General features: G+C 67.2%; 23 protein-coding genes and 1 pseudogene. 7 read left to right on the top strand and 17 right to left on the bottom strand.

From position 1 onward, the window contains the following. Positions 1-86: 86 nt before the first annotated feature. Complete coding sequence (locus ACV7NQ_RS27870) at positions 87-842, top strand: IclR family transcriptional regulator (protein WP_463362326.1); 756 nt, start codon at positions 87-89, stop codon at positions 840-842. A 496-nt stretch (positions 843-1338) separates the two neighbouring features. On the opposite strand, the gene ACV7NQ_RS27865 is transcribed toward ACV7NQ_RS27870, so the two are convergent. Continuing rightward, a complete protein-coding gene (locus ACV7NQ_RS27865) occupies positions 1339-2166 on the bottom strand; it encodes a class I SAM-dependent methyltransferase (RefSeq protein ID WP_463362325.1) in 828 nt (275 codons plus the stop codon). A gap of 73 nt (positions 2167-2239) precedes the next feature. Here ACV7NQ_RS27865 and ACV7NQ_RS27860 point away from each other — a divergent pair, with 73 nt between their 5' ends. Both ACV7NQ_RS27860 and ACV7NQ_RS27855 read left to right on the top strand, forming a co-directional pair. Further along, positions 2240-2842 (top strand): TetR/AcrR family transcriptional regulator, encoded by a 603-nt coding sequence (locus ACV7NQ_RS27860; RefSeq protein ID WP_463362324.1) that lies wholly within the window; start codon positions 2240-2242, stop codon positions 2840-2842. A gap of 82 nt (positions 2843-2924) precedes the next feature. After that, positions 2925-3542, top strand: a complete 618-nt coding sequence (locus tag ACV7NQ_RS27855; protein ID WP_463362323.1) for a recombinase family protein — start codon at positions 2925-2927, stop codon at positions 3540-3542. 50 nt (positions 3543-3592) lie between these two features. Here ACV7NQ_RS27855 and ACV7NQ_RS27850 read toward each other — a convergent pair whose 3' ends face one another. The 3 genes and pseudogenes from ACV7NQ_RS27850 to ACV7NQ_RS27840 form a co-directional block, all read right to left on the bottom strand. Next, positions 3593-5008 (bottom strand): hypothetical protein, encoded by a 1416-nt coding sequence (locus ACV7NQ_RS27850; protein WP_463362322.1) that lies wholly within the window; start codon positions 5006-5008, stop codon positions 3593-3595. A gap of 101 nt (positions 5009-5109) precedes the next feature. Next, on the bottom strand, positions 5110-5448 hold the full coding sequence (locus tag ACV7NQ_RS27845) for a helix-turn-helix domain-containing protein (protein ID WP_463362321.1): 339 nt from the start codon (positions 5446-5448) through the stop codon (positions 5110-5112). Beyond that, positions 5445-5674 (bottom strand): annotated as a pseudogene (locus ACV7NQ_RS27840) (tyrosine-type recombinase/integrase); the annotation flags it as partial. The gene ACV7NQ_RS27845 and the pseudogene ACV7NQ_RS27840, both read right to left, overlap by 4 nt. A gap of 23 nt (positions 5675-5697) precedes the next feature. Here ACV7NQ_RS27840 and ACV7NQ_RS27835 point away from each other — a divergent pair. The 3 genes from ACV7NQ_RS27835 (at position 5698) to ACV7NQ_RS27825 (ending at position 7973) form a co-directional block, all read left to right on the top strand. Continuing rightward, complete coding sequence (locus ACV7NQ_RS27835) at positions 5698-5982, top strand: tyrosine-type recombinase/integrase (RefSeq protein ID WP_463362320.1); 285 nt, start codon at positions 5698-5700, stop codon at positions 5980-5982. 1044 nt (positions 5983-7026) lie between these two features. Beyond that, positions 7027-7620, top strand: a complete 594-nt coding sequence (locus ACV7NQ_RS27830) for a transposase (protein WP_463362319.1) — start codon at positions 7027-7029, stop codon at positions 7618-7620. Then, positions 7617-7973 carry a hypothetical protein gene (locus tag ACV7NQ_RS27825; RefSeq protein WP_463362318.1) on the top strand — a complete coding sequence of 119 codons (357 nt, stop codon included), beginning with the start codon at positions 7617-7619 and terminating at the stop codon, positions 7971-7973. The genes ACV7NQ_RS27830 and ACV7NQ_RS27825 overlap by 4 nt, the downstream gene beginning before the upstream one ends. Before the next feature lie 256 nt (positions 7974-8229). On the opposite strand, the gene ACV7NQ_RS27820 is transcribed toward ACV7NQ_RS27825, so the two are convergent. Continuing rightward, positions 8230-8850, bottom strand: coding sequence for an NADPH-dependent FMN reductase (locus ACV7NQ_RS27820; RefSeq protein ID WP_463362317.1), 621 nt, complete (start codon positions 8848-8850; stop codon positions 8230-8232). Between the two features lie 130 nt (positions 8851-8980). Here ACV7NQ_RS27820 and ACV7NQ_RS27815 point away from each other — a divergent pair, with 130 nt between their 5' ends. Then, positions 8981-9868, top strand: a complete 888-nt coding sequence (locus ACV7NQ_RS27815) for a helix-turn-helix transcriptional regulator (protein ID WP_463362316.1) — start codon at positions 8981-8983, stop codon at positions 9866-9868. A 189-nt stretch (positions 9869-10057) separates the two neighbouring features. Here ACV7NQ_RS27815 and ACV7NQ_RS27810 read toward each other — a convergent pair whose 3' ends face one another. The 12 genes from ACV7NQ_RS27810 to ACV7NQ_RS27755 all read right to left on the bottom strand — a co-directional run bounded on the left by ACV7NQ_RS27810 (position 10058) and on the right by ACV7NQ_RS27755 (position 22756). Beyond that, complete coding sequence (locus ACV7NQ_RS27810; RefSeq protein ID WP_463362315.1) at positions 10058-10273, bottom strand: hypothetical protein; 216 nt, start codon at positions 10271-10273, stop codon at positions 10058-10060. Next, positions 10263-10721: a hypothetical protein gene (locus ACV7NQ_RS27805; RefSeq protein WP_463362314.1), complete on the bottom strand. Its 459-nt coding sequence runs from the start codon at positions 10719-10721 to the stop codon at positions 10263-10265. Before ACV7NQ_RS27805 ends, ACV7NQ_RS27810 begins: the two co-directional genes overlap by 11 nt. A gap of 524 nt (positions 10722-11245) precedes the next feature. Then, positions 11246-12997, bottom strand: a complete 1752-nt coding sequence (gcl, locus tag ACV7NQ_RS27800) for a glyoxylate carboligase (protein ID WP_463362313.1) — start codon at positions 12995-12997, stop codon at positions 11246-11248. Then, on the bottom strand, positions 12994-13881 hold the full coding sequence (locus ACV7NQ_RS27795; RefSeq protein WP_463362312.1) for an NAD(P)-dependent oxidoreductase: 888 nt from the start codon (positions 13879-13881) through the stop codon (positions 12994-12996). Before ACV7NQ_RS27795 ends, gcl begins: the two co-directional genes overlap by 4 nt. After that, entirely contained in the window at positions 13878-14165 is a 288-nt protein-coding gene (locus tag ACV7NQ_RS27790) for a TIM barrel protein (protein WP_463362311.1), read from the bottom strand. The genes ACV7NQ_RS27795 and ACV7NQ_RS27790 overlap by 4 nt, the downstream gene beginning before the upstream one ends. Then, entirely contained in the window at positions 14162-14956 is a 795-nt protein-coding gene (locus ACV7NQ_RS27785) for a hypothetical protein (protein ID WP_463362310.1), read from the bottom strand. Before ACV7NQ_RS27785 ends, ACV7NQ_RS27790 begins: the two co-directional genes overlap by 4 nt. 122 nt (positions 14957-15078) lie before the next feature. Then, on the bottom strand, positions 15079-16413 hold the full coding sequence (locus ACV7NQ_RS27780; protein ID WP_463362309.1) for an MFS transporter: 1335 nt from the start codon (positions 16411-16413) through the stop codon (positions 15079-15081). 67 nt (positions 16414-16480) lie between these two features. Continuing rightward, the gene (locus tag ACV7NQ_RS27775) at positions 16481-17593 is read right to left on the bottom strand and encodes an acyl-CoA dehydrogenase family protein (RefSeq protein ID WP_463362308.1); all 1113 of its coding nucleotides are present in this window, start codon (positions 17591-17593) and stop codon (positions 16481-16483) included. Positions 17594-17606: 13 nt separating this feature from the next. Beyond that, complete coding sequence (locus ACV7NQ_RS27770; RefSeq protein ID WP_463362307.1) at positions 17607-17819, bottom strand: formate dehydrogenase subunit delta; 213 nt, start codon at positions 17817-17819, stop codon at positions 17607-17609. Between the two features lies 1 nt (position 17820). Continuing rightward, a complete protein-coding gene (gene fdhF / locus ACV7NQ_RS27765) occupies positions 17821-20673 on the bottom strand; it encodes a formate dehydrogenase subunit alpha (protein WP_463362306.1) in 2853 nt (950 codons plus the stop codon). Continuing rightward, complete coding sequence (locus tag ACV7NQ_RS27760; protein ID WP_463362305.1) at positions 20670-22271, bottom strand: formate dehydrogenase beta subunit; 1602 nt, start codon at positions 22269-22271, stop codon at positions 20670-20672. The genes fdhF and ACV7NQ_RS27760 overlap by 4 nt, the downstream gene beginning before the upstream one ends. Beyond that, complete coding sequence (locus ACV7NQ_RS27755; RefSeq protein WP_463362304.1) at positions 22268-22756, bottom strand: formate dehydrogenase subunit gamma; 489 nt, start codon at positions 22754-22756, stop codon at positions 22268-22270. Before ACV7NQ_RS27755 ends, ACV7NQ_RS27760 begins: the two co-directional genes overlap by 4 nt. Positions 22757-22843: the final 87 nt, after the last annotated feature.

Raw genomic sequence — 22843 nt, 5'->3', positions numbered from 1 at the left:
TCACATTCGACAATGTCGAATGATGTTCGTAGAATACAGAGATGTGGCGCACGCCACAAGGGGTGGCGCGAGAGAGAGGTTGCCGCGTGATCCAGTCGGTCGACAGAGCGGTCCGCATCCTGTTCGCATTACAGGGCGCGCGACGGATGACACTGTCCGAGCTGGCAGCCGAACTCGGGCTCGCGGCCACCACGGTGCACGGGATCGTCCGCACCCTCGTCGCACACGGCGTGGTGGTGCAGGAACACGGCGGTGGCCGGTATCAGCTCGGCCCGGCGGTACTGCGCCTGGGCAACGTCTATCTGGATACGCTCGAGCTGCGTGCCCGATCCCTCACCTGGGCACACGAACTCGCCCGGCAGACCGGCCTCGCCGTACGAGTCGGCGTGCTCTTCGGCGACGACATCGTGATCATCCACCACGAACCACGCCCCGACGGCAGTCGGCAGATGCCCGAGGTGGGTATCGAAATCCCCGCGCACGCAAGCGCATTGGGCAAGGCGGTGCTCGCCTTTCTGCCACGCACGGAGACCGGCCCGCTACGCAGCATGACCGGCGAAACGATCACCTCTGCCGAGGCCATCGCCGAACACCTCCAGGCAGTCGCGTCGTCCGGGCTCGCCCATGAGCGCGACGAAGCGGTCCTCGGCGAATCCTGTGTCGCCGGAGCAATTTTCGACCGTAACGGTGGTGTTGTCGGGGCAGTCGGTATCGTATTCCCCACGGCCGACTGGCCCGCCGCCGACAACACCATCGACGCGGTCCGCACTACCGCGCGGACCATTTCCCGGGAGCTCGGTTCCACACAGTGGCCCACACATCCCGAACCCTCGCCGACGTAGACCAGAGCGAACTCAGCCTGGGCGCGCTACCCACAGCAGCAGTCTGAACAGCGCGGAGGCAGCGGCGCTTCGGCTGCGCGAGGCTGATGCCGGTCTCGGCGAGCGCGCGGTGGTGCCGATACTGGGCGTCGTGCACGTCGACCTGTACGACGTCCGCGAGTGCCACCCGGTCCGAGTCGCCCATCAGCAGGGGTCCCGGTAGCAATGGCGGAAAATCCAACGAAGTTGCCTGTCGCCATGGATAGGGGCCTGTTATCCCCCGGCGACACCAGAACCGACCAGCGGCAACACCTCTCGCGCAGCGCGCGAGTCGACCCTGCTATCTGTGCCAGCCCCAGAGCGCTGAACAGGGGATACGTCCATTTCCGTTGTTTTTTGCGCGAAAACTACCGGTACCCCGTGTGGGCGCGGGTTTATCGTCGGTGCTGCACTCGCAGCGGTGTCGGCCGCCGCAGCCTTCGGCGCCCTGGACCGGCTTTGGTGCCGAGCGCGGCCGTCAGGAAGTGCCTGCGCGTGCGGCGGTCGCGGCCAGGGTGGTGTAGTCCATCGTGAAGGATCCGCCCAGAGAGTCGATGGCGTTGCCGACCTCGTCCAGTATCTCGGCCAGCTGATCAGGACGGAGTCGGGTGAGGCCACCTGTGGTGGGGAGCAACTCCAGCCATTGGTCGCGTGTATAGGACTGCTGCCAGTCGAATCGCCACTGTTCGGGATCTTTGAATTGTTCGGTCTCGCGGATCTGGTCGGCGATTTTCGCATATCCCGCTTGGTAGAGCTCGAGGTGACGTCGAGCCGGTTGGCCGCTGAGCGGGGAGTCCGGCGCCACCCGCCGGTAGGCGGCGGCGAACGGTTCTGCCACCTCGGCGGGTGGCTCGTACACGTAACCGAAGATCGCCAGCCGTCCCCCTGGACGCAGCACGCCGGCCGCCTTCGCGGTGCCGGCAACCGGGTCCACCCAATGCCACGACTGAGCGGCGATGACCGCATCGAACATCCGGTCACCCGGCTGCCACGCCTCGAAGGTTGCCACCTCGACCCGCAGGCCGCGGGCTCGCGCGAAGTCGGCCATTCGCGCATCGGGTTCGACGCCGAGCACCGTGCACCCTGCGGCCTGGAACTGGCGGGCCGCGATGCCGGTGCCGCAGCCCACGTCGAGCACGTCAGGCGCGGGGCTGCCGGCGACGATCCGCGCCACCAGGGCGTCGGGGTAAACGGGCGGGGCCTGGTCGTAGCGTTGCGCGTCCATACCGAACGACTCGGCCATCCGCCGGGCCTTGTGCGGCTGCGCTGGGGACGGTTCTGGTTGCTCTCGCGGTAGAGTGGGCATGCGCCCACGTTAATGGGCGTATGCCCACTAATCAACTGGTGCCGACTGGTTGACGTATCGAGAGGATCTGTAAGTGCCGACTGGAGTGCATTTGCGCGATGCGCGGCAGCAGCTGTTCGACGCTGCCGAACACGTATTGCTGCGGGATGGGCCGAACGGGCTGACCAGCCGGGCTGTCACCGACGAGGCGGGCTGCGCCAAAGGCGTTCTGCACCGGCACTTCACCGACTTCGACGCCTTCCTCACCGACCTTGTGCTCGACCGGGCCGCGCAGCTCGAAGCGCAGGCGAGTGCGCTGCGCGCCTCCGCCGGCGCCGGCACGGTGGCCGCCAATCTGACCAGCGCTCTGACCATTCTGTTCGGACCGGTTCCGGTGGCGATCATCCCGCTCATCACCTTCCGTGACGAGCTGCGCGCACGACTTCGGCAAGCCAGGCCCGGCGGCGGCATGGCGATCCTCGCCGAGGCGACGACCGCGATCTCCACTTATCTGACCGACGAGCGTGAACTGGGCCGCATCGCAGCCGACGCAGACATCGACTCACTCACCCTCTCCCTGGTCGGTGGCGGGCACCTGTTGTTCACAGACCGCGACCCCAGTCCACCGACTACATCAGCAGTCGAAAAGTTCGTGGCAGCGGTCATCTCCGACGCTGTGCAACGACGACCGGCCTGAGCCCTACCAGCGTCGAGAACAGCCGTAGAGGTGTTCCGCGAACTGTCCCGATGAACCCCCGCTATCCGGAACAATCCGGAGCATGGGTGAGCCATTCCGGGTGGGGTACTGCCGCTGTTCCACCGACGAGCAGGACGTCGAGATCCAGATCGAGCAGCTGCTCACGCTCGCGGTGCCGCGCGAGCGGATCTTCGTCGACAAGGGATTCTCCGGCACCACCAGTAAGAACCGCACCGGCCTGGACAACGCGCTGGCCGTGGTCACCTCGGCGGCAGCCACGGTCACCGGCCGCCAGGTCGTGTTGACCGCGACCAAGTTCGACCGGTTCGCCCGCGACATGGCCGAAACCAGCCAGATCCTGACCAGCCTGCGCGAGCGCGGCGTACTGTTCGGGCTCGGCAGCGCGGTCTACGACTGGGACGACCCGTTCGGCAGGTTGTTCCTGCAGACCTTGGCGATGGTCGCCGAGTTCGAAGCCAACCTGGGGCATCTGCGCACCCGCGAAGGCATGGCCAAGGCCCGCGCCAAAGGCCGACTCAAAGGCAAACAGCCGAAACTGCCGCTCGCAGCACGCAAAACGATCCACCGCCGCTACCACGACCCCGACGACGATGCGAGCTTGGCCGACCTCGCCGGGGAGTACAACGTCGGCCGCTCCACCATCCACCGCATCATCAGCGGCGACACACCACGGGTCTGATCAAGATCTCGCGGCCCACATCGGGGTACCGGACTGCTGAGGTCGCGTATTCAACAGTCGCGGGATCTATCTGGTTTCCAGCCCTTGGGTGATCGTGTGCGGGGGCCGGTGGCGTAGCGGGTCCAGACGCCTCCGGCCTGGGCGGCGAGCCGGGTTGTCGTCGTGTAGTGGTAGTTGAGGGCGTCGGAGACGACTGGGGCGGGCATTTCGAGGACGAACTGGCGGAGCGCCGCTGTGCGGGCCGCGACGTTGGGGATTCCGAGTTGGCGGACCGTGGCGGACAGGGTTTCCGGGTGCATCGGCTGGCCGGCTCGGCGGCCAGGGAACAACCAGCGTGATTCGCGGTTGGTCGCTGTGTTCATGTTGGTCCGGCTGGCGACCCATTCCAATAGCAGCTCCGCGACCGGGGCGGGGACCGGGGAGGGTGGCTCGCCGAGCCGGAGTAGGACCTGGTCGTTTTCGGTGATCACGTCCTCGATCGTGAGCCGGACGATGCGGGTGAACGGTTGGGCGTAGAGCAGCACGATCGCCGCTGCCGCGCGGGCGCGCAGGGGTTTGTCGTGCTCGACCAGCAGGCGCCCGAGAAGTTCGATGCACTGCTGCTGCGGCAACGGAATACCCTCACGTTTCAACGCGGCCGGGAGCCGGAATCGTTTGGTTAACTTGCGGTCCATGCACCAGGACAGGAAGGGGCGCAAGCACTTTCGGGCATGGACGCTGTGCTCGATGAACCAGACGTCGATGTCGGCTTGACCGCAGATCGCCAAGGTGAGCTCACGGTCGGCGAGCCAGCCGAGGAAGGCTGTGGCGTGTTTGATCTGGTCGCCGCCATTGCGGCGGATTGAAGGAGTCAGCGGTTTGTTCTCCGCGCGCCGCCGCAGGCGCGGGAGTACTTCCCAGGTGGCGAACTGGCGCACGAGTTGAGCGCGTTCGAGATCGGCGATGTCGGCGAGGTGCTCGGCGAGGTGCTCGGCGAGCCATCGTTCGAGTGAGCAAAGCTGTTTGTCGATGCGGGGCAGGATGCCGCAGGCCATCAGCAGCTCCCGCAGGTGTGCGGCAGCCCGCCAGGGTCGGAGGGCGTGAAACGCCTCGTGGGTCAGCTCGATCTCGCCGCGCCCGAGTTCCCGCAGCAGATCCACTGCCGTCCTGGCTCTACCCGCGCGCGGGTAGAGCCAGGTCAGGCCGGTCAGCGGATTGTTCATCGCGAGCAGATGTTCAGCGAGCGGGACGAGTGCGGGCCGGATCCGGCCGGTGCCGTCGTCGAGCAGTTCGGTGAGCTTGTCGGAGAGCGTGCAGCGGGTGCAGAGGCGGCCCGCATGCAGCTTGTCCTCATTCCCGCAGCGCGAACAGGTGAACGACTCCCTGATGCCCGCGCAGTCCCGGCAAATCGGTGCATTGTCGGCCAGTCGAAGGCCAGCCAGCACCCGATCGGCGCCGCAGCCGGGGCATCGGCCGCGGATCCTCAACGCCCGGTCGTGGCAGGTGCGGCAAACGTGCCCATCAGGCCGGCAGCCTGCGAGTGAGGCGGTTCGTCCGCATCGGATGCAGGTCGTCCAGTAGGCCGGGCTCATGCCTCGGGCAGGATGCGGGCTGCCCGCGGTCGCAGCTTCGCGACGTTCGCCGGGGCCGGGCCGGGTAGGTCGTCGGTGGCGGTGCGGCCGACTCCGATGTTCTCGGCGGTGGTAACGACCAGGTCGTCCGGGGTGCATCCGAGGATGTCGCAGAGCGCCGAAAGTACTTGCAGTGAAAGTCTTTCCGGTGTTCCCGAGACCAGGCGGTGAACCTGGGAGGCGGACAGGTTGATGCCACGTTCGTGGAGCAGCGGAACGAGTTCGGTGGCGGTGAACTTGCCGCGGGTGGCCATCAGTTCACGTAGGCGCCAGGTGTAGCCGACGGTGCGTTTCATGCGTGCCTCCCCTTCCGGGATTCCAGGGCGGCGGCAACGGTCGCGTCGAGCTGCCGGCGCAGGGTGCGGGTGCCGAAGCCCGAGGGTTGGTGTAGATCGAGGTCGTGGACGCGTGCTCGTGACCGACCTGTTCCTGCACGAACCGAGGATCCCAGCCGTCCTCGATGAGATGGGTCACGTAGGAACGCCTGAGCCCATGGAAATCGAGACCGGCGTCCAGTCCCAGCGCGTCACGGTGGGCCGGGGCTGGTGGCGGTCATCGGCGCGCCAGTGCGTCCGGACGCCGTCGCGGAGCTGATGGCCTCTGCGTCGCGGCGGGCCGGGCTCGACACCCCGGTCCGGCCGCATCAGCTGCGTCATGCCTTCGGCAGCAACGCTGTCGACGCCGGAGCCGGCATCGACGTGGTCGCTGACCTCATGGGACACGCCTCGATCACGTCCTCGCAGGTCTATATGCATCCCGACTCCTCCCGACTGCGCGCGGCCGTCGACGCCGTGCCCAGTCCCCGCGAACTCGGCGCGGTGAACCAGTGACCGCCGCCGCCGTGGCCCGCGCCGCAGGAGGGAACGGCCATGAGGCGATCGAGTTCCCGCATGTGCTCGCCGGTGTCGGTCTCGACGGCCCCGCCGCGATGCTGGCGCGAGCACTGGACAAGGAGCTGCTGGCCGAGGCCGGATGGGATCCGGCCAGCCGGATCCTGTTTCTGCCTGCCGAGCATCGCCTCCTCGGCCGGAAGGTATGCCGGGTCGATCAGTGCACCGGAACCGCCCACAACGATCACCCGGACATCTGCGTTCGATGCTCCACCAGGCTGAGCCGCATGGGCATGGCCATGGCCGACATCGCCGCGAGCGACAAGCTTCCCGCCGCGCCCGCGCCCGCGCCGCAGTGCGCGGTCCCTGAATGCCTGTGCGTGCCGGTCGTTCCGGGTGCGGAGTTGTGCGAACCGCATGCAGCCAACTTCCGCACCAGGCGCATTCGCGTGAGCGTCGCAGAGTTCGCGCGGCATCCACGTGTTCGGCCCCACCCACCGTCGCCGGACTGCTTGGTCGCGGCGTGCATCCGCGCAGCCGACGGGGCGGTCGGCTACTGCGGCACCCATTATCAGCGGTGGACGGTAGCCCAGCGCAACGATCTGGGTATCGACGAAAAATCTTGGCGGACAGGGGAATCGGGAGTAGCTGAACCAGGGCAGGTGAACCTGCGGGCACTGCTCGAGCTGGTGGTCACGGAGGTGCTGATCGGCTTGCAGACGCGCCTGCGCGACGGGTTGCGGCTCACCGATGTCGTGCTGCGGGCAGTTTGCGACACCCTGCGCCGCCACCAGGTCGCCACCATCCACGACTGCGACCCGAAACTGGCGCCTGCCCCGCGGCCGAGGTCGATCATGGCCTCGTTCGCCCGCGACGCCCGACGCATGCTCAGCGATCCTGGCACCGAACAGGCCAAGGACACTTGGGATCTGGCGGTCTTCGGTCATCCGGGGAGGCTGTCGTTCACCACGATCACCCAGCCCTGGTTGTCCAACGCGGCCAAGCGGTGGGCCGCCGAACAACTGCCGCACCATCGAGGCAGCGGTGCTGCGCGGGTTCGCGGCAAGATCAACAACATCGGGCGGCTGTCCGAACACCTCGCTCGACGGCCCGACCGCGGTCGACACCGTCACCGCACTCAGTTTCGACCGGCACGGCAACCGGATCTGGCGCGACGCGCGGATGCTGCTGGAATCCGAACGCGCCCGCCATGCCGTCGGCGAGGTCGCCGTCCCCTACGGCACCTGCACCGAACCGACCAACGTCACAGCCGGTGGCGGCGCCTGCCCGGTCCGGTTCCGCTGCGCGGGCTGCGACCACTTCCGCACCAACATCGCCTACCTGCCCGACCTGCAAGCGCACCTCGACGACCTGCTGCGCACCCGGGAACGCCTATCGGCCGCCATCAACGGAGTCGACGAGTGGGCCCGCGCCGACGCCACCCCGACCCAGGAAGAAATCACCCGCATCCGGCGGCTGATCAACCGGATCAAAAGCGACGTCGCCGACCTCGACGACGGCGAGCGAGCCCGCATCGACGAGGCCGTCGCCGTCGTTCGCCGTCACCGCGCCGCCCACAGCATCCCGCTGGGCATGCCGACTCTCACCACCACACCCACCACGGAGGTCAGCGCATGACTCCCATGAAATCCACTCGCGCGCAGCACATCACCAGTACTGAGCCGATGCTCAACGGTCGCCGTGACGACTCGATGCGCCGCCGCCAACGCGTCATCGCGATACTCGACAAAGCAGCGGCCGACGGTGAGCAGGTCAGCACTTCCGCCATCACTCGCGCCGCCGGGGTCGACCGCACCTTCCTCTACCGGCACCGCGACCTGCTGGAGAAAATCCATGCGCTGCAAGCAGATCCAGCCGCCAACGTCGGCAGCGGCACCGGGCCTGCGGTCACCCGCGCCTCGCTGCAAGCCGACCTGCTCGCCGCCCACGAACGCGCCGCCCGACTCAACACATCAACCCGCCCCGCGTGACACGCACAAATCCACCCTGGTGCTGCATCCGACATCGCCCAGAACCATCAGGCATTTCACGGGCGGCCAGCGGCTGATGATTCACCGCGACCGACGTGCCGGACGCCGACGACCGGCACGTCCAGCGTCATGGCCATTCACCAGGACCAACCGGTGAAAACCGCTCGATAAGCTGCAAGACAGGATGTCGGGACGCCGGAGCCGGTGCAGGCACGCAGGGCAACCGGCCGGAGCCATGGCGCGGCGTGCCCAAACGCTACAGCCTTTGCAGGACCGCCGGCGGCCGCGTTGGGCCCTCCGGGTACGGCTGGCCTGCGCGGGCCTCGCGCAGCGCCGTGCCCCACCAGGTCAGCTGGTCCAGCAGTACATTCGCTGCGGCTTCGGGCCTTTCGGGGTCCGACAACACACCGGCCTCGTCGAATCGCTCGGAGTGCCGGTCGAAGCTGACCGAGTCACGCACCGTCACCGCATGCAGTTCGGCGAAGATCGGCCGGAGCTGCTCGGTCGCGCGCAGGCCACCTCCGCGGCTGCCGTAGGAGACGAACCCGACCGGTTTGGCCTGCCACTCGGTGAAGTGCCAGTCGATCAGGTGCTTGAGTGCCGCCGGGAAGCTGTGGTTGTACTCCGGGGTGACGACGACGAACGCGTCTGCCGCCGCGAGCCGCCCGGACAGCGCCTGCTGCTGCGCCGAGCGCGACGCGACATCTCGCAAGGCGGCCCCGTTTGGCGGCAGTGCGGGCGGCAACACCACCTCGGCGATGTCGAGCACATCGATGTCGAACTGGTCGTACTCGGTGGCCCGGTCGGTGAACCACCGTGCGATCCGCGGCCCGTACCGCCCCTCACGGACACTGCCGATGATGATCACGAGCTTCATGCGCTACTCCCTCGTCGATGAGTCAACGCCCACAACACTGATGGCGGCGTGACCGGGAAGGAACACCGCGCCGAGACAGGTACTCGCAGGGCGACGATAAGCCGTCGCCACCCGCACTAGGCTCGACATCGTGAGCGACAACGAGCTCGGCGCTTTCCTGCGCTCCCGCCGCGAGGCCCTTCGCCCCTGCGATATCGGGCTGCCGTCGGGACCCCGGCGCCGCACCCCCGGCCTGCGCCGGGCCGAGCTAGCGACACTGGCCGGAGTCAGCGTCGAGTACCTGGCTCGCCTTGAGCAGGGCCGGGACCGGCATCCCTCGCGCCAGGTCCTCGCCGTGCTCGCGGATGCGTCGCGGCTCTCGAGGAACGACCAGCTCGAGCTCCGCCGACTCGTGAAGGCCGCGCGCGGTATCCAATTGCCGGCCGCCGAGCCGCCGCGGTCCGAGGTCCGCCCGACGGTCCGGATGCTGCTGGAGCTACTCGAACCCGCGCCGGCCGTGGCGATCAGCCGGTTGACCGACGTGCTCGCCTACACCAACGGGTTTGCCCGGCTGATGGCACCGATCGGTCTGCTCGACCCGACCCCCGCCAACCTCGTCCGCTTCACGCTCACCGACCCGCGCGCTCGCACGTCGTACCCGAACTGGGCCGCGATCGCCGACGCCAGGGTCGCGGCCCTCCCGCTCGCGCCACACCTGTCCGACCCGCACATCAACGAACTGGTCGATGAGCTGACCGCGCTCGCCGGTACGACATTCACCGGCCGCGCAAACGGTCCCTCGCGTACACCCGCGCGGTACGGCGTCGAAGAACTGCGCCATCCCGACGCCGGGGAGCTGCGCCTTGCGTTCGAGATGCTGAGCTTGCCCGACGCCGACGACCAGCAACTCATCGTCTACCTGCCGGACGACGAGAGCACCTCGACTCGGCTCGATGGCCTACTCAGGACCGGAACAAGCGCACCGCTGCCCTCGGCAGCCGAGGCCAGCGAGACCGTCTCGGCTGCCAGCAGCCCGTAGCCGAGGGATGATCCCAGCACGCGCAACCCGAAACGTGCTGTATCGGCTATGAGCTGTCACTCCGGCCTGGGGTTCGTCGGCCCCGGACCGGCGTCCTTATCGGAGGTGCGAATGCCTCGGAGTATCCACTTGCACCACATCTGTTGCGGCGAATAGCATCTCCGGTATCGACTTCTGAGCTGCACAAACTCACGGAATCGCACTGGCGCACAGGGCTTGGGCCCCGGAGAATAGGCCGAATGCATAGGCGGTTTTGAACAACGTCGCGTCCCGGAACGCGGGCAGCCAGCCTTTGCGGCCGAACGCGCGGATGCGTGCGACTTGGCTGTCGGCGTGCTCGAAGAAGGCGTGCAGCTCGGCTTTGGTGAATGCCCGCTTCTTCGGGTCGGACTCGTTATCCTGCACATGGACTGCGGTGTTCCACTCGTGGACCACCTGAATCGGGTGGGTGCCGAACCGGTCCTCGCACGTGGCCGGCCATTCGTAGAGCGGATCGGTGACGAAGTGGCAAGAACGATCGGACGGCTTCGGAGTACGAGCGGATCGTGGACCGCTTCAAATCCCGCAGCGACCGCAGGTCACCGAGCCATTCATCGACCATCGCCGCCGTCCACTGCCACGGGAAGGTGTTGACGTAGGCAGCGAAGGCCTTCACCGTGTTCTCCCGGCTCTCGACCATCGTCCGGGCCAGGTTCCGCGCGAGCTGCTGATTGGCGAACCCCGCCAGCATCGCACCGAACACCTGCTCATCCGGACGCAGCAGCGAGACGCCGTCGACCAGATGCAGCCGCGCCGCACCAGGCGCTCCGCCACCGTTCAAACCCACCGAACCACCACCCTCCGCCAGTCGCATCAGCGGAACCGCAGGTCACTGCTCGTCTACGGCATGTCGCACCCCATCGGCGGCCGCGACGCAGACTACCATCATGGTCGGCTAGTGAGACGAATTCCTTTGGCATTCAGCAACATTGCCGGGATTCACCACAGCGATTCGCATACTGTAGCGAGTTCGCATCTGATGCAATTGGCGGCGCTTGTAGTTTTCGCGCAAAAAACAACGGAAATGGACGTATCCCCTGTTCAGCGCTCTGGGGCTGGCACAGATAGCAGGGTCGACTCGCGCGCTGCGCGAGAGGTGTTGCCGCTGGTCGGTTCTGGTGTCGCCGGGGGATAACAGGCCCCTATCCATGGCGACAGGCAACTTCGTTGGATTTTCCGCCATTGCTACCGGGACCCCAGCAGGTGGGTATCGACACAGCACATACAGCGCCGATCTCACCAGCCCACGTTCCGGTCACCGGGCAACCAATGACGGGAACTCCGGTTCCACGACCGCAGTGACCCCCTTGAACTTGTCCGGCGCGACAACGACCGGCCTCAATCGAGGCCCCCCAGATAGAATTCGGAGTCGGCGAGTTCCTCGAATTCGACCACCCCGTCGATCTCCGCACCCATCGCGATATTCGTGATCCGTTCCAGGATCACCTCGACCACAACGGGCACCCGAAACTCGGCCATCAGCTTCCGCGCCGCTTCGAATGCCTCCGGCAGTTCCTCCGCCGCCCGAACCCGAATCGCTTTGCAGCCCAAGCCTTCCGCGACCTTGACGTGGTCCACGCCGTATCCGTCCAGCTCGGGAGAGTTGATATTGTCGAACGACAGCTGAACGTAATAGTCCATGTCGAAAGCGCGCTGGGCCTGCCGAATCAGTCCGAGGTACGAATTATTCACCAGCACTTGGATATACGGCAGATTGAACTGTGCGCCGACAGCCAATTCTTCGATCATGAACTGGAAGTCGTAGTCCCCGGACAACGCTACGACCGTCGCCTCTGGCTCGGCCACACAGACCCCCAACGCCGCAGGTACGGTCCAGCCCAGCGGTCCGGCCTGCCCGCAATTGATCCAGTGCCGAGGGCGATACACGTGCAGGAACTGCGCACCGGCGATCTGCGAGAGACCGATGGTCGAGACGTAACGCACGTCCTTGCCGAACACCTGGTTCATCTCCTGATAGACGCGCTGCGGCTTGATCGGCGCGACATCGAAGTCCGTGCGGCGGTGCATGGTTCGCTTGCGTTCCCGGCATTGGGAGACCCACTCCGTGCGATTCGGCAGCACCCGCTCACGCGCCGCGGCAATGAGCTGACGCAACGCCGCCGCGGCATCGGACACAATGCCGTAGTCCGGTGCGAACACCCGCCCGATCTGTGTCGGCTCGATATCTATGTGCACGAATTTCCGTCCGCGCGTGTAGGTTTCGATGCCGCCGGTGTGCCGGTTGGCCCACCGGTTACCGATCCCGAGCACGAAGTCGGACTCGAGCAGGGTGGCATTGCCGTAGCGATGCGAAGTCTGCAGCCCGACCATGCCCGCCATCAGCGGGTGATCATCCGGTATGGTCCCCCACCCCATCAGCGTCGGAATCACCGGGACGCCAACCAATTCCGCGAATTCGACCAGCAGATCGGCGGCATCGGCATTGATCACGCCACCGCCCGCGACTATCAGCGGACGTTCGGCGGCGGCGAGCAGATCCAGCGCCTTCTCCGCCTGCGCGCGCGTCGCGGCCGGCTTGTACACCGGCAGCGGCTCATAGGTTTCGATATCGAATTCGATCTCCCCGAGCTGCACATCCACCGGCAGGTCGATCAGGACCGGGCCCGGACGGCCGGACCGCATCAGATGGAATGCCTGCTGGAACGCGCCGGGCACCTGAGCCGGCTCCAGGACGGTCATCGCCATCTTGGCGACCGGCGCGGCGATCGCCGCGATATCCACCGCCTGGAAATCCTCCTTGTGCAACCGGGCGACCGGGGCCTGTCCGGTGATGCACAGGATCGGAATCGAGTCTGCCCAGGCGGAATACAGTCCGGTGATCATGTCGGTACCCGCCGGGCCGGAGGTTCCGACGCACACGCCGATATTGCCGCTCCGAGCCCTGGTGTAGCCCTCGGCCATATGCGCGGCGCCCTCGACATGCCTGGCCAGGATGTGGTTGATCCCGCCGTGCGCGCGCATCGCCGAATAGAACGGGTTGATCGCCGCGCCGGGCAGGCCGAACGTCTGCGTCGCGCCCTCCCGCTCCAGGATCAGCACCGCCGCGTCAACAGCTCGCATCCGTGTCATTTGGAATCTCCCGATCGACGACGGCCGGAAAGCTGCTCGACCTGAAGCAGCAACGCCGAATGATCGAGACCGCCGTAACCCTGCGCCCGCAGCGTGCCCATCAACTGCGCCACCGCGGCGCCGAGCGGGATCGCGACTCCGGCCTGCCGCGCCGCGGCGGTGACGATGCCGAGGTCCTTGTGGTGCAGGTCGACCCGGAAACCCGGCTCGAAGGTGCGGGCCAGCATGCCCGACGCCTTGCGGTCCAGAATCCGATTCCCTGCCAAGCCGCCCGCCAGAACCGCGACCGCGGTCGCGGCGTCCACGTCGTGCGCCTCCAGGAACACGATCGCCTCCGCGACCAGTTCGATAGTGCCCGCGACGATGAGCTGATTGGCCGCCTTTACTGTCTGACCCGAACCGACCGCGCCGACGTGCACGACGGTCGATCCGACCGCATCGAGCACCGGTTCGGCAGCGGCGAAGTCCTCGGCGGTCGCACCGACCATGATGGACAGGCTGGCCTCGATCGCGCCGGCCTCCCCACCGGAGACCGGCGCGTCTACGGCTCGAATGCCTTGTGCCGCAGCGACTCCAGCGAGCCGCACGCTCACATCTGGGCGGATCGTGCTGCTGTCGATCCATAGCGTGCCAGGTCCGGCGTGCGCGAAGATATCCTGCGCGACATCCTCGACATCGGGCGAGTCCGGCAATATGGTGAGGACAACATCGGCCCCGGCGACGGCCTCGGCGACCGAGTCGGCGGCGCGACCGCCCTGCTCGGTCAGCCGGGCCAGATGTTCGGCGCGAAGGTCGACGCCGACCACGTCGAATCCGGCCTTGACCAGGTTGGCGGCCATCGGTCCGCCCATGATGCCGAGTCCGATCACAGCTATGGATGTCATGTCAGGTCCTCCCCTCGTGCGGCCAGCCAGGCGAACGGATCGCCGGTGGTGGTCCGGTATTCCAGTGCGATATGGCCGCGGTAGCCATGGTTTTCGAGCGCGCTCAGCCAACGGTCCAGCGGCAGGGCGCCGGTGCCGGGCGCACCGCGGCCCGGCTCGTCGGCGATCTGCACATGGCCGATGCGGTCGCGCAGGCGGCTAGCGCCGCGCATCGAAGCCCGCCTTTTCGCCGCCGCCGGACGTTCCAGCAGAGGTAGGTCGGTGAGCAGGATGGAACAGTTCACCGCATAACGCACGGCGACTCTTGATCGGTTGTCGGAACAAGGATTTCGTTCAGGCAAGCGCCTCCCGGATCAGCTCGACGGGATGCCACGCCAGCAGGTGCACGCCGTGACCGATCTGGTGGCGACACCGGCTTCAGCCGCTCGACGTGCTTCGCGAGCTCGGCGAACTCCGGGACGCGGTGGTCGATGATGGGTGTCGGCGTGGGCCCGAGCACGGAGTCGGGCACGTTTTCTACCGCTGTACGAACTGCCGCAACACAACATCGCAGCAGGTTCGTGAGGACCGTATCGCGGTCGCAGCGGGCTCCCCGCGCGGCGAGCCCGGTGAGCCGACCGGCGATCGAGGGGGCTATCAGCCAGCGATAGGCGGTATCGGTGAGGCCGAGCGCGTCACCGCAGGCGACCAGCCATCGTGTGCGCCGATCCGGTCGAGATCCGTTCTGCGGCATGCGAACTCCGCGCTGTCCTGCGGTATCCGGGTGTCGCCTGCGCAGCAGGTACCGCGCAGTCCGCGCCGCCGCCAGCGCGCTGCGGCGCTGCCTGCTCGTGAGAGACCGGTGCGCATCGTCGAGGTCCAAAACGGTGTCCGCACACACCACGACCAGGTGTGCGGCCGCCACCGGACCGCCATCGACGGTTCCGATGAACAACGGAATCATGGGCACGAGCCGATGCCGGGCGGCGGCACTGCTCTCGTCGTTGACACGTCGCGCGATCGCGGCGAGCACCGGGTCGACACAGGTAGGCCGGTCGGTCCACAGTTCGCCTGCGACGTGGGCGGTCAACTCCATCAGGCACCCGCCATGCGCCGGTGTCCGATGCCATCCCCGCGCCACGGGAAGGAGGTGTAGCTGCCGCGACGGTACTCGGCCGGCCGGGTGCGCCGATCCGGCGCGAGAGCGCGCGGCCTCCCTCATGGCAGCACCACGGCGGGCCGGCCGGGCTGCTGCAGCCGACCGGCCACCACTGCGCCCGCGATGGCGAGGCAGGCGGTGACGGCCGGGGCGAGCGAACCCCCGCTGGTGACGGCCACCAACCCGATGCCGCAGACCGCGCCGATTGCCTTGGCGCTGTAGACGATGCCGAAGTTCTGCAGCGCGGTAGCTTCGCCGAAGTAGTCCCGCACGAGCGCCGCGCACAGCGGAAAACAACATCCCGCGGCCACTGCCGCACAGCAGATCCCCAGCAGAAACAGACCGGTCGAACCGTGGCTCGCACCGCCGAGCAGCGCGAACTGGGCCACGCCCCCGATGAGTAGCACCGCGGCGAGGACTTCCCGCCGACCCAATCGATTGGACAGCGCGCCCACGACCGCGCGTCCCACGACATTCGCACCGATCAGCGCGGCGAACGCCACCGCGATGGCCTGCGCGGAAAACACAGTGCCGGTTGCGATGGCCGCAAGGAACGCCAGATCGCACAGCCACACCGTGGACGCCACCACGAACAGCGCGAACACCACGGTGAATGTCGCATTGTGGACCGCTTCGCCCGGCCGGAAGGTCCGGATGGCAGGCCGGTTACGCGGCAGACTCCGGTTGACCCGCTTATCGAGCGCCCAGGCCCGCGGATCGATGTCGGCGGGCCACCATTGGGGCGGCGGTTCCCGCAGCAACGTCCCGCATGCCGCCGCCACCACGAGCACTACGGCGGCAACGACATCGAAGAGAATGGCGACGTTGTAGATGTCGATCGTCAAAAACAGGACGACGAACGGCACCGCGCCGCAGACGAAGGCCGTGGTGACCAGACCGATCCGCACCGCACTCTGTTCCGGGTACCACCGGGCAACGGCGGCAACACAGGTCGAGTACATCAGTCCGACGCCTGCGCCACAGCACCCTCCGTATCCGAGGATGACAACGGCGAGGCTGCCGGCGTGCGCCACGGTGACAAGTCCGGCACAGCACAGGACGCCACCGACGAGCACCGTGCCCCGCGTCGAGATCCACCCGCGATCACGCAGCCAGGCTGCAGGAAAGGCCACTGCGGCCTGGACGACAACAAATATGGCCAGCACGAACAATGCGCCGCCGAGACTCCAGCCGTGCGCCCGCGCCAGCGTTGCCACCAGTACGCCGTACCCGTATTGCGCCATACCTGCCGCCAGCATCAGCGCCGAGCACAGCCAGAACATCCAGCGCCGGGAGCGCCCGAGGAGTTCTCGGTCGCAAGCGCCCATGCGGTATCGGCGTCCGTAGAAGTCGGTCAGTTCCACGACCGTGCCGGAATGGTTCGACCGCGTCATGCTGGATCGCCGTTCTGGTCTGCGGGTGGGTTTCCACTCGGGGGATGGTGGGTGCGTCGCATCGGAATCAACCGGCCGTCATCGCGGCAAGCGCATCGTCGCGCGGCAAGCAACTCCCGAAGACGTCGAGCACCGCGCCGGTGGTCGGCTCCAGCGCCCGGGTGGCCAGCGCGTCCCGCAGCCTGCGTTCGATGCCGCAGTCCTGATGGAAGGTGGTTTCACCACAGGCCTTCATCGCGATATTCGTGCAGTCGACGACGGCCTCGTTCGCGGCGGCGTGCACCGCGAGCAGACGCCGCCGGGTGTCGTCGCAGTCCCACACCGCGGCGCCGACGGCATCGGTGAGCAGAATCCGAAGAGCATCCGCGGCAAGCCGTATCCGCCCGAGATCCGCGCTCTCGTGTGCTCGCGGCGTGCGCTCACGGCCATGTGCCAGATGCGCGAGGGTTCGATCGAGCGCGCCCTCCACCAGTCCCAGGCACAGGGCCGCGCGCAAAGCGAAATACCAGGGCAACGCCGTCTCCGTGATGATGTCCTGTCCCGCACCGTCCGGGCCTAGCCGGGCGCAGCGCGGGATGCGCGCTGGATCGGCGACGATGTCGGCGCAGCCACTGCCACGCAGCCCGACCATGTGGGATTCGGCGGGCACATGCAGCCCTGGCGCCGCACCCGAGACCAGCCACAGCGTCATGCGACCGCCCGCGTCGAGCGGACGGGTCGACCACACGTAGCTGTCCGCCTCTCCGGCGGAGACGACCCACCGCTTGCGGGAGCGCACATCGACCACCGCACTGTGGACGTGCGCCGTGCCGGTACAGGACCAGATGTCGGAGCCGCCCCCGACATCAGACATGGCCAGGGTGCTCAGATGCCGCCCCGCCGCGATCTCGGCACGCAGCGGCCGTCGTGCACAAACCTCGAGAACGGCAGTCGCGGCGTAATGCTGCGACAGTACGGCCGCGGTCGAAGGGCACACCCGCGCAACGCTTTCCACCACGTGGACGGCATCGCGGAGTCCCTTGCCCAAGCCGCCGACCTGGTCGGACACGGTGAGACCGAGAATGCCCGTCCGCCCGAGGGCGCGGACCGCGGCCCGCGGGTACCTGCCGTTGCCGACCTGCCGGGCGGCGGGGCCGATGTCAGTTCGAATCACCGCTGTGAGTGCATCGCGATAACTCATTGGTCGACCTCCATCACCGCAGCCGCGCTACCGCGGCCACCACGATCGGATCGAAGCCCGTCGGGTCGTCAGCGACCTCCGCCACCAACCGGGCCTTCATCCGCGGCTCCCAGAACTTGGTCAGGTGGTCCGCCACCGCTGCGGCCGCCTCGTCGGCCGGCAGATGGCAGAAGTGCACGGCGATCCTGCTGATCAGCCTGAGCTCGGGCGGAAATACGGACGACATGTCAGTTCACCAACTCATCGGTGACCACGCGATCGGCGGCCAACTCATCGGTGATCACGCGATCGGCGGACGACTCCCCCGATTGCCGGGAACCGGGATGGGCGAGGGTGACCTGCACGGCCGTCACCTTGTACTCGGGGCAGTTCGTCGCCCAGTCGGAGTTGTCGGTTGTCACCACGTTCGCACCCGTTACCGGGTAATGGAAGGTGGTGTAGACGACCCCGGTCGGCATCCGATCGGAGATCTGTGCGCGCAGCGTCGTCGTACCGACACGGCTCGCCAGCCGGACCTCGTCGCCGTCGCCGATGCCGCGGACCTCCGCGTCGTGCGGATGGATCTCCAGCAGGTCCTCGCGGTGCCAGGCAATGTTGGCGGTCCGGCGCGTCTGCGCTCCGACGTTGTACTGACTCAGGATTCGGCCCGTGGTCAGGATCAGCGGGAAACGGCGCGTACTGCGCTCATCGGTTGGCACGAACGGAGTCGGCACGAACCTGCCAAGTCCCCGGGTGAAGCTGTCCGCGTGCATGACTGGCGTCCCCTCGGGAGCCCGGTCGTCGCACGGCCATTGGATACTGCCGAGACGGTCCAGCTTCTCGAATGACACTCCGGCGAAAGTCGGTGTGACCGAAGCGATCTCGTCCATGATCTGACTCGGATGGTCGTAGTGCATGGGATAGCCCATGGCCGTTGCGATCTCGCAAACGGTTTGCCATTCGTGCTTGCCGCCCTTGGGCTTCAGCACGGCGCGCACGCGGTTGATCCGGCGTTCGGCGTTGGTGAAGGTGCCGTCCTTCTCCAGGAACGAAGCGCCGGGCAGGAATACGTGCGCGAACTTGGCCGTCTCGTTCAGGAACAGATCCTGGACGACCACCAGATCCATCGCGCCCAATGCCGCCGAGACATGTTGCAGGTTCGGATCGGACTGGGCGATATCCTCACCGTGGACGAACAAGCCGCGGAAAGCGCCGTCGACCGCGGCATCGAACATATTCGGGATCCGCAGGCCCGGATCGGCGACAAGCTTTGTGCCCCAGAGGTTTTCGAAAACCTGCCGGACCGCGTCGTCGGAGACGTGCCGATATCCGCTGAACTCGTGCGGGAACGACCCCATATCGCAGGCGCCCTGCACATTGTTCTGGCCGCGCAGCGGGTTCACCCCGACACCCTCGCGCCCGATATTGCCGCAGGCCATCGCGAGGTTCGCCATGCCCATCACCATCGTCGAGCCCTGGCTGTGTTCGGTGACGCCCAAGCCGTAGTAGATGGCTCCGTTGGCCGCCCGCCCGTACAGACGCGCGGCAGCGCGCAGCTGCTCGGCAGGCACACCGGTGATCGGTTCGACGGCCTCGGGGCTGTGCTCCGGGCGGGAGATGAATTCCATCCACTCCGCGAACCCCTCGCACCTGGAGGTCACGAACGCGCCGTCGACCATGTCCTCGGTCACCACCACATGCGCCATCGCGTTGACCACCGCCACATTCGTGCCCGGCTGCAGCTGAAGGTGATGGCTGGCCTCGATGTGCGGTGAACGCACCAGGTCGATACGGCGCGGGTCCACTACGACGAGCTTCGCGCCCTGGCGAATCCGGCGCTTCATCATGGAGGCGAAGACTGGGTGGCCGTCGGTCGGGTTCGCCCCGATGACGACGATCACGTCGGCCTGGGCCACCGAACGGAAGTCCTGCGTGCCTGCCGATTCCCCGAAGGTCTGCTTGAGCCCGTAGCCGGTGGGCGAGTGGCAGACCCGGGCGCAGGTGTCAATATTGTTGCTGCCGAAGGCCGCCCGGACCATCTTCTGGACGACGTAGACCTCCTCGTTGGTGCATCGGGAGGAACTGATCGCGCCGATTGCGTCGGGCCCGTATTGGTGCTTGATTGCCAGCATGCGGCGGGCGACCGTGCCGATCGCCTCGTCCCACTCGACCTCCCGCCACTCATCGGTGATCTTCTCGCGCACCATGGGGCGCAACTGCCGATCAGGATGCGTCGCATAGCCGAAGGCGAACCGGCCCTTCACGCACGAATGGCCCTCGTTCGCGCCACCGTCCTTGTGGGGGGTCATCCTGACCACCTCGTCACCGCGCAGCTCCGCCTTGAACGAGCAGCCGACGCCGCAGTAGGCACAGGTGGTGATCACCGACCGCGACGGCATCCCCAGCTGGACGACGGACCGCTCCTGCAGCGTCGCCGTCGGGCACGCCTGCACGCAGGCACCGCAGGACACACATTCGGAGTCCATGAACGATTCGCCTGCACCGGGGGAAACCTTGGAGTCGAAGCCGCGACCGGAAATGGTCAGCGCGAACGTGCCCTGGATCTCGTCACAGGCGCGCACGCAGCGGGAGCAGACGATGCACTTGGACGGGTCGAAGTCGAAGTACGGGTTGCTGTGGTCGGCGACCGCATCGAGGTGGTTGGCACCCTCGTATCCGTATCTGACCTGGCGCAGCCCGACCGTGCCCGCCATGTCCTGCAACTCGCAGCCGCCGTTGGCCGGGCAGGTCAGGCAATCGAGCGGATGGTCGGAAATGTAGAGCTCCATGACGTTCTCGCGGAGCCTGGCGACCTTCGGTGTCTGAGTCCGCACGACCATGCCGTCGGCCACCGGCGTCGTGCAGGACGCGGGGGTGCCACGGCGGCCGTCGATCTCCACCAGGCACAGCCGGCACGAACCGAACGGGTCGAGCCGGTCGGTCGCACACAGCTTGGGGATCTCGATGCCGGCGACCGCTGCCGCCCGCAGCACTGACGTACCCTCCGGGACCTGGACGTGCAGGCCATCAACCTCCAATGCGATCGACGCCGTGCCGGTGGCCTCCGGGGTACCAAAGTCGGGTTCGTGCAACAGGGTCATGCCATGTCCTCCCTGATCATGTTCGGCGCGGTTCGAATCCGCTCGGGCACTGCGGCTGCGAGAAAATCGTCAGGAAAATGTGTGAGTGCGCTGCGGACCGGCAGTGGCGTGAGCCCGCCCATCGCGCACAGTGAACCGTCGGTCATGACCTCGCAGAGATCCTCGAGCACGGCCAGGTTTTCGTCCCGGTGATCGCCGGCAATGATCCGATCGATCACCTCGACGCCGCGCACCGAGCCCACCCGGCACGGCGTGCACTTGCCGCACGACTCCGCGGCGCAGAACTCCATGGCGAAGCGAGCCTGACCGGCCATATCGACGGTGTCGTCGAACACCACGATGCCGCCGTGGCCGAGCATCGCGCCCGCGGCCGCGAAAGCCTCGTAGTCCATCGGCAGCTCGAACATCGACCTCGGCAGGTATGCCCCGAGCGGACCACCGACCTGCACTGCGCGCACCGCACGCCCGGAACCGGTCCCGCCGCCGTAGGTGTCGATGAGCTCGCCCAGCGTCACCCCGAAGGCGGTTTCGACGATGCCGCCATGGCGGATGTTCCCACCGAGTTGGAAGACCTGCGTGCCACGCGACCGCTCGACACCGAGTTCGTGGTACGCCGCCGCACCATCGGCGAGGATCGTCGGGACGGCGGCCAGCGTGAGGACGTTGTTGACCACCGTCGGCTTGCCGAATAGACCGTGCACGGCCGGGATCGGCGGCTTCGCGCGGACCATGCCGCGCTTGCCCTCCAGGCTGTCGAGCATGGACGTCTCTTCGCCACAGATGTATGCGCCGCCGCCGACCCGCACGTGCAGGTCGAAGCTCAGCGCGGACCCGAGCACCTGGCTGCCCAGCCAGCCCTGCTCGCGAGCGATATCGATGGCGGCGCGCATCGTGGCCACCGCGTCCGGATACTCGGACCGGATATAGATGTAGCCCTCGGTGGCGCCGACCGCGTACGCCGCGATTGTCATGCCCTCGATGAGCATGAACGGGTCGCCTTCCATGACCATCCGGTCGGCGAAGGTTCCACTGTCGCCTTCATCCGCATTGCAGCACACGAACTTCAGCCCGTCAGCGCAGTCGAGCACCGTCTTCCATTTGATGCCGGCCGGAAATCCCGCGCCGCCGCGCCCACGCAGCCCGGAGTCCGTCACTTCCGCGACCACCTCCACTGGAGGCATCGCCAGCGCACGGCGCAGTCCGGCCAGTCCGCCGTGCCGCAGGTAATCCTCGGGGGACAGCGGATCCGTGACGCCTATCCTGGCGAAGGTGACCCGTTGCTGTTTCGCCAGCCACGGCAGCTCATCGACCACACCCACCCGGGTCGGGTGCTCGGCGCCGTCGAAGAGGCCCGCCGCCACCAGATCCTCGACGTCGTCCGGAGCGATCGGCCCGTAGCCGATCCGTCCGCGCTCGGTCACCACCTCGATCAACGGCTCCAGCCAGAGCATCCCGCGCGACCCGTTGCGGACCACCCGCACCGGCCGCTGCTGGCGAATCGCGCTGCGCCGCAGCGCATCCGCCACTTCGTCCGCGCCAACGGATGTCGCCGCTGAATCCCTCGGCACATATACCGTCACCGATGTCGATGCGCTCATCGCACCCCCACCTCATCGAGAATCGAGCACAGGCGAACCTCGTCCACCCTTCCGTACAGTCGGCCGTTCACCTGCACCGCTGGGCCCAGCGCGCAGTTGCCCAAGCAGAAGACCTGCTCGACGGTCAGTGAACCGTCCGGGCGGGTCTCCCCGAGCGCCAGACCGTACCGGTCTCGTACGCAGTCCACCAGCTGCGCCGCACCGCGGGCCTGGCAGGCCTCGGCCCGGCAGATCCGCACCGCGCTCCGGCCGGCCGGCTCGGACCGGAAGTCGTGGTAGAAGCTCACCACCCCATGCACGTCCGCACGCGAGAGGTTGAGCTCGTCGGCCAACACCGGAATCGCCGCCGACGGGACGCAACCCAGGGCCTGTTGCACAGCGTGGAGGATCGGCATCAGTGCGCCACGGTCGGCGCGATGGGTCGCCGCGATCTCGCGGACCACCGCCTCGACCTCTCCGGTCGCCGGTCTCGTCGTCGGATTCATGAGCTCCTCCACGGGGACACCGCTGCAGTAATGTTCATTGTATACAGTCTACAGTATGTCGAACTCTCTCGTCGAGGAACGCCGTTG

This window comes from Nocardia sp. Tas62D01, from assembly GCF_055232035.1.
Note: the sequence above shows the minus strand (reverse complement) of the source record. Positions and strands in the feature narration are given on the sequence as shown.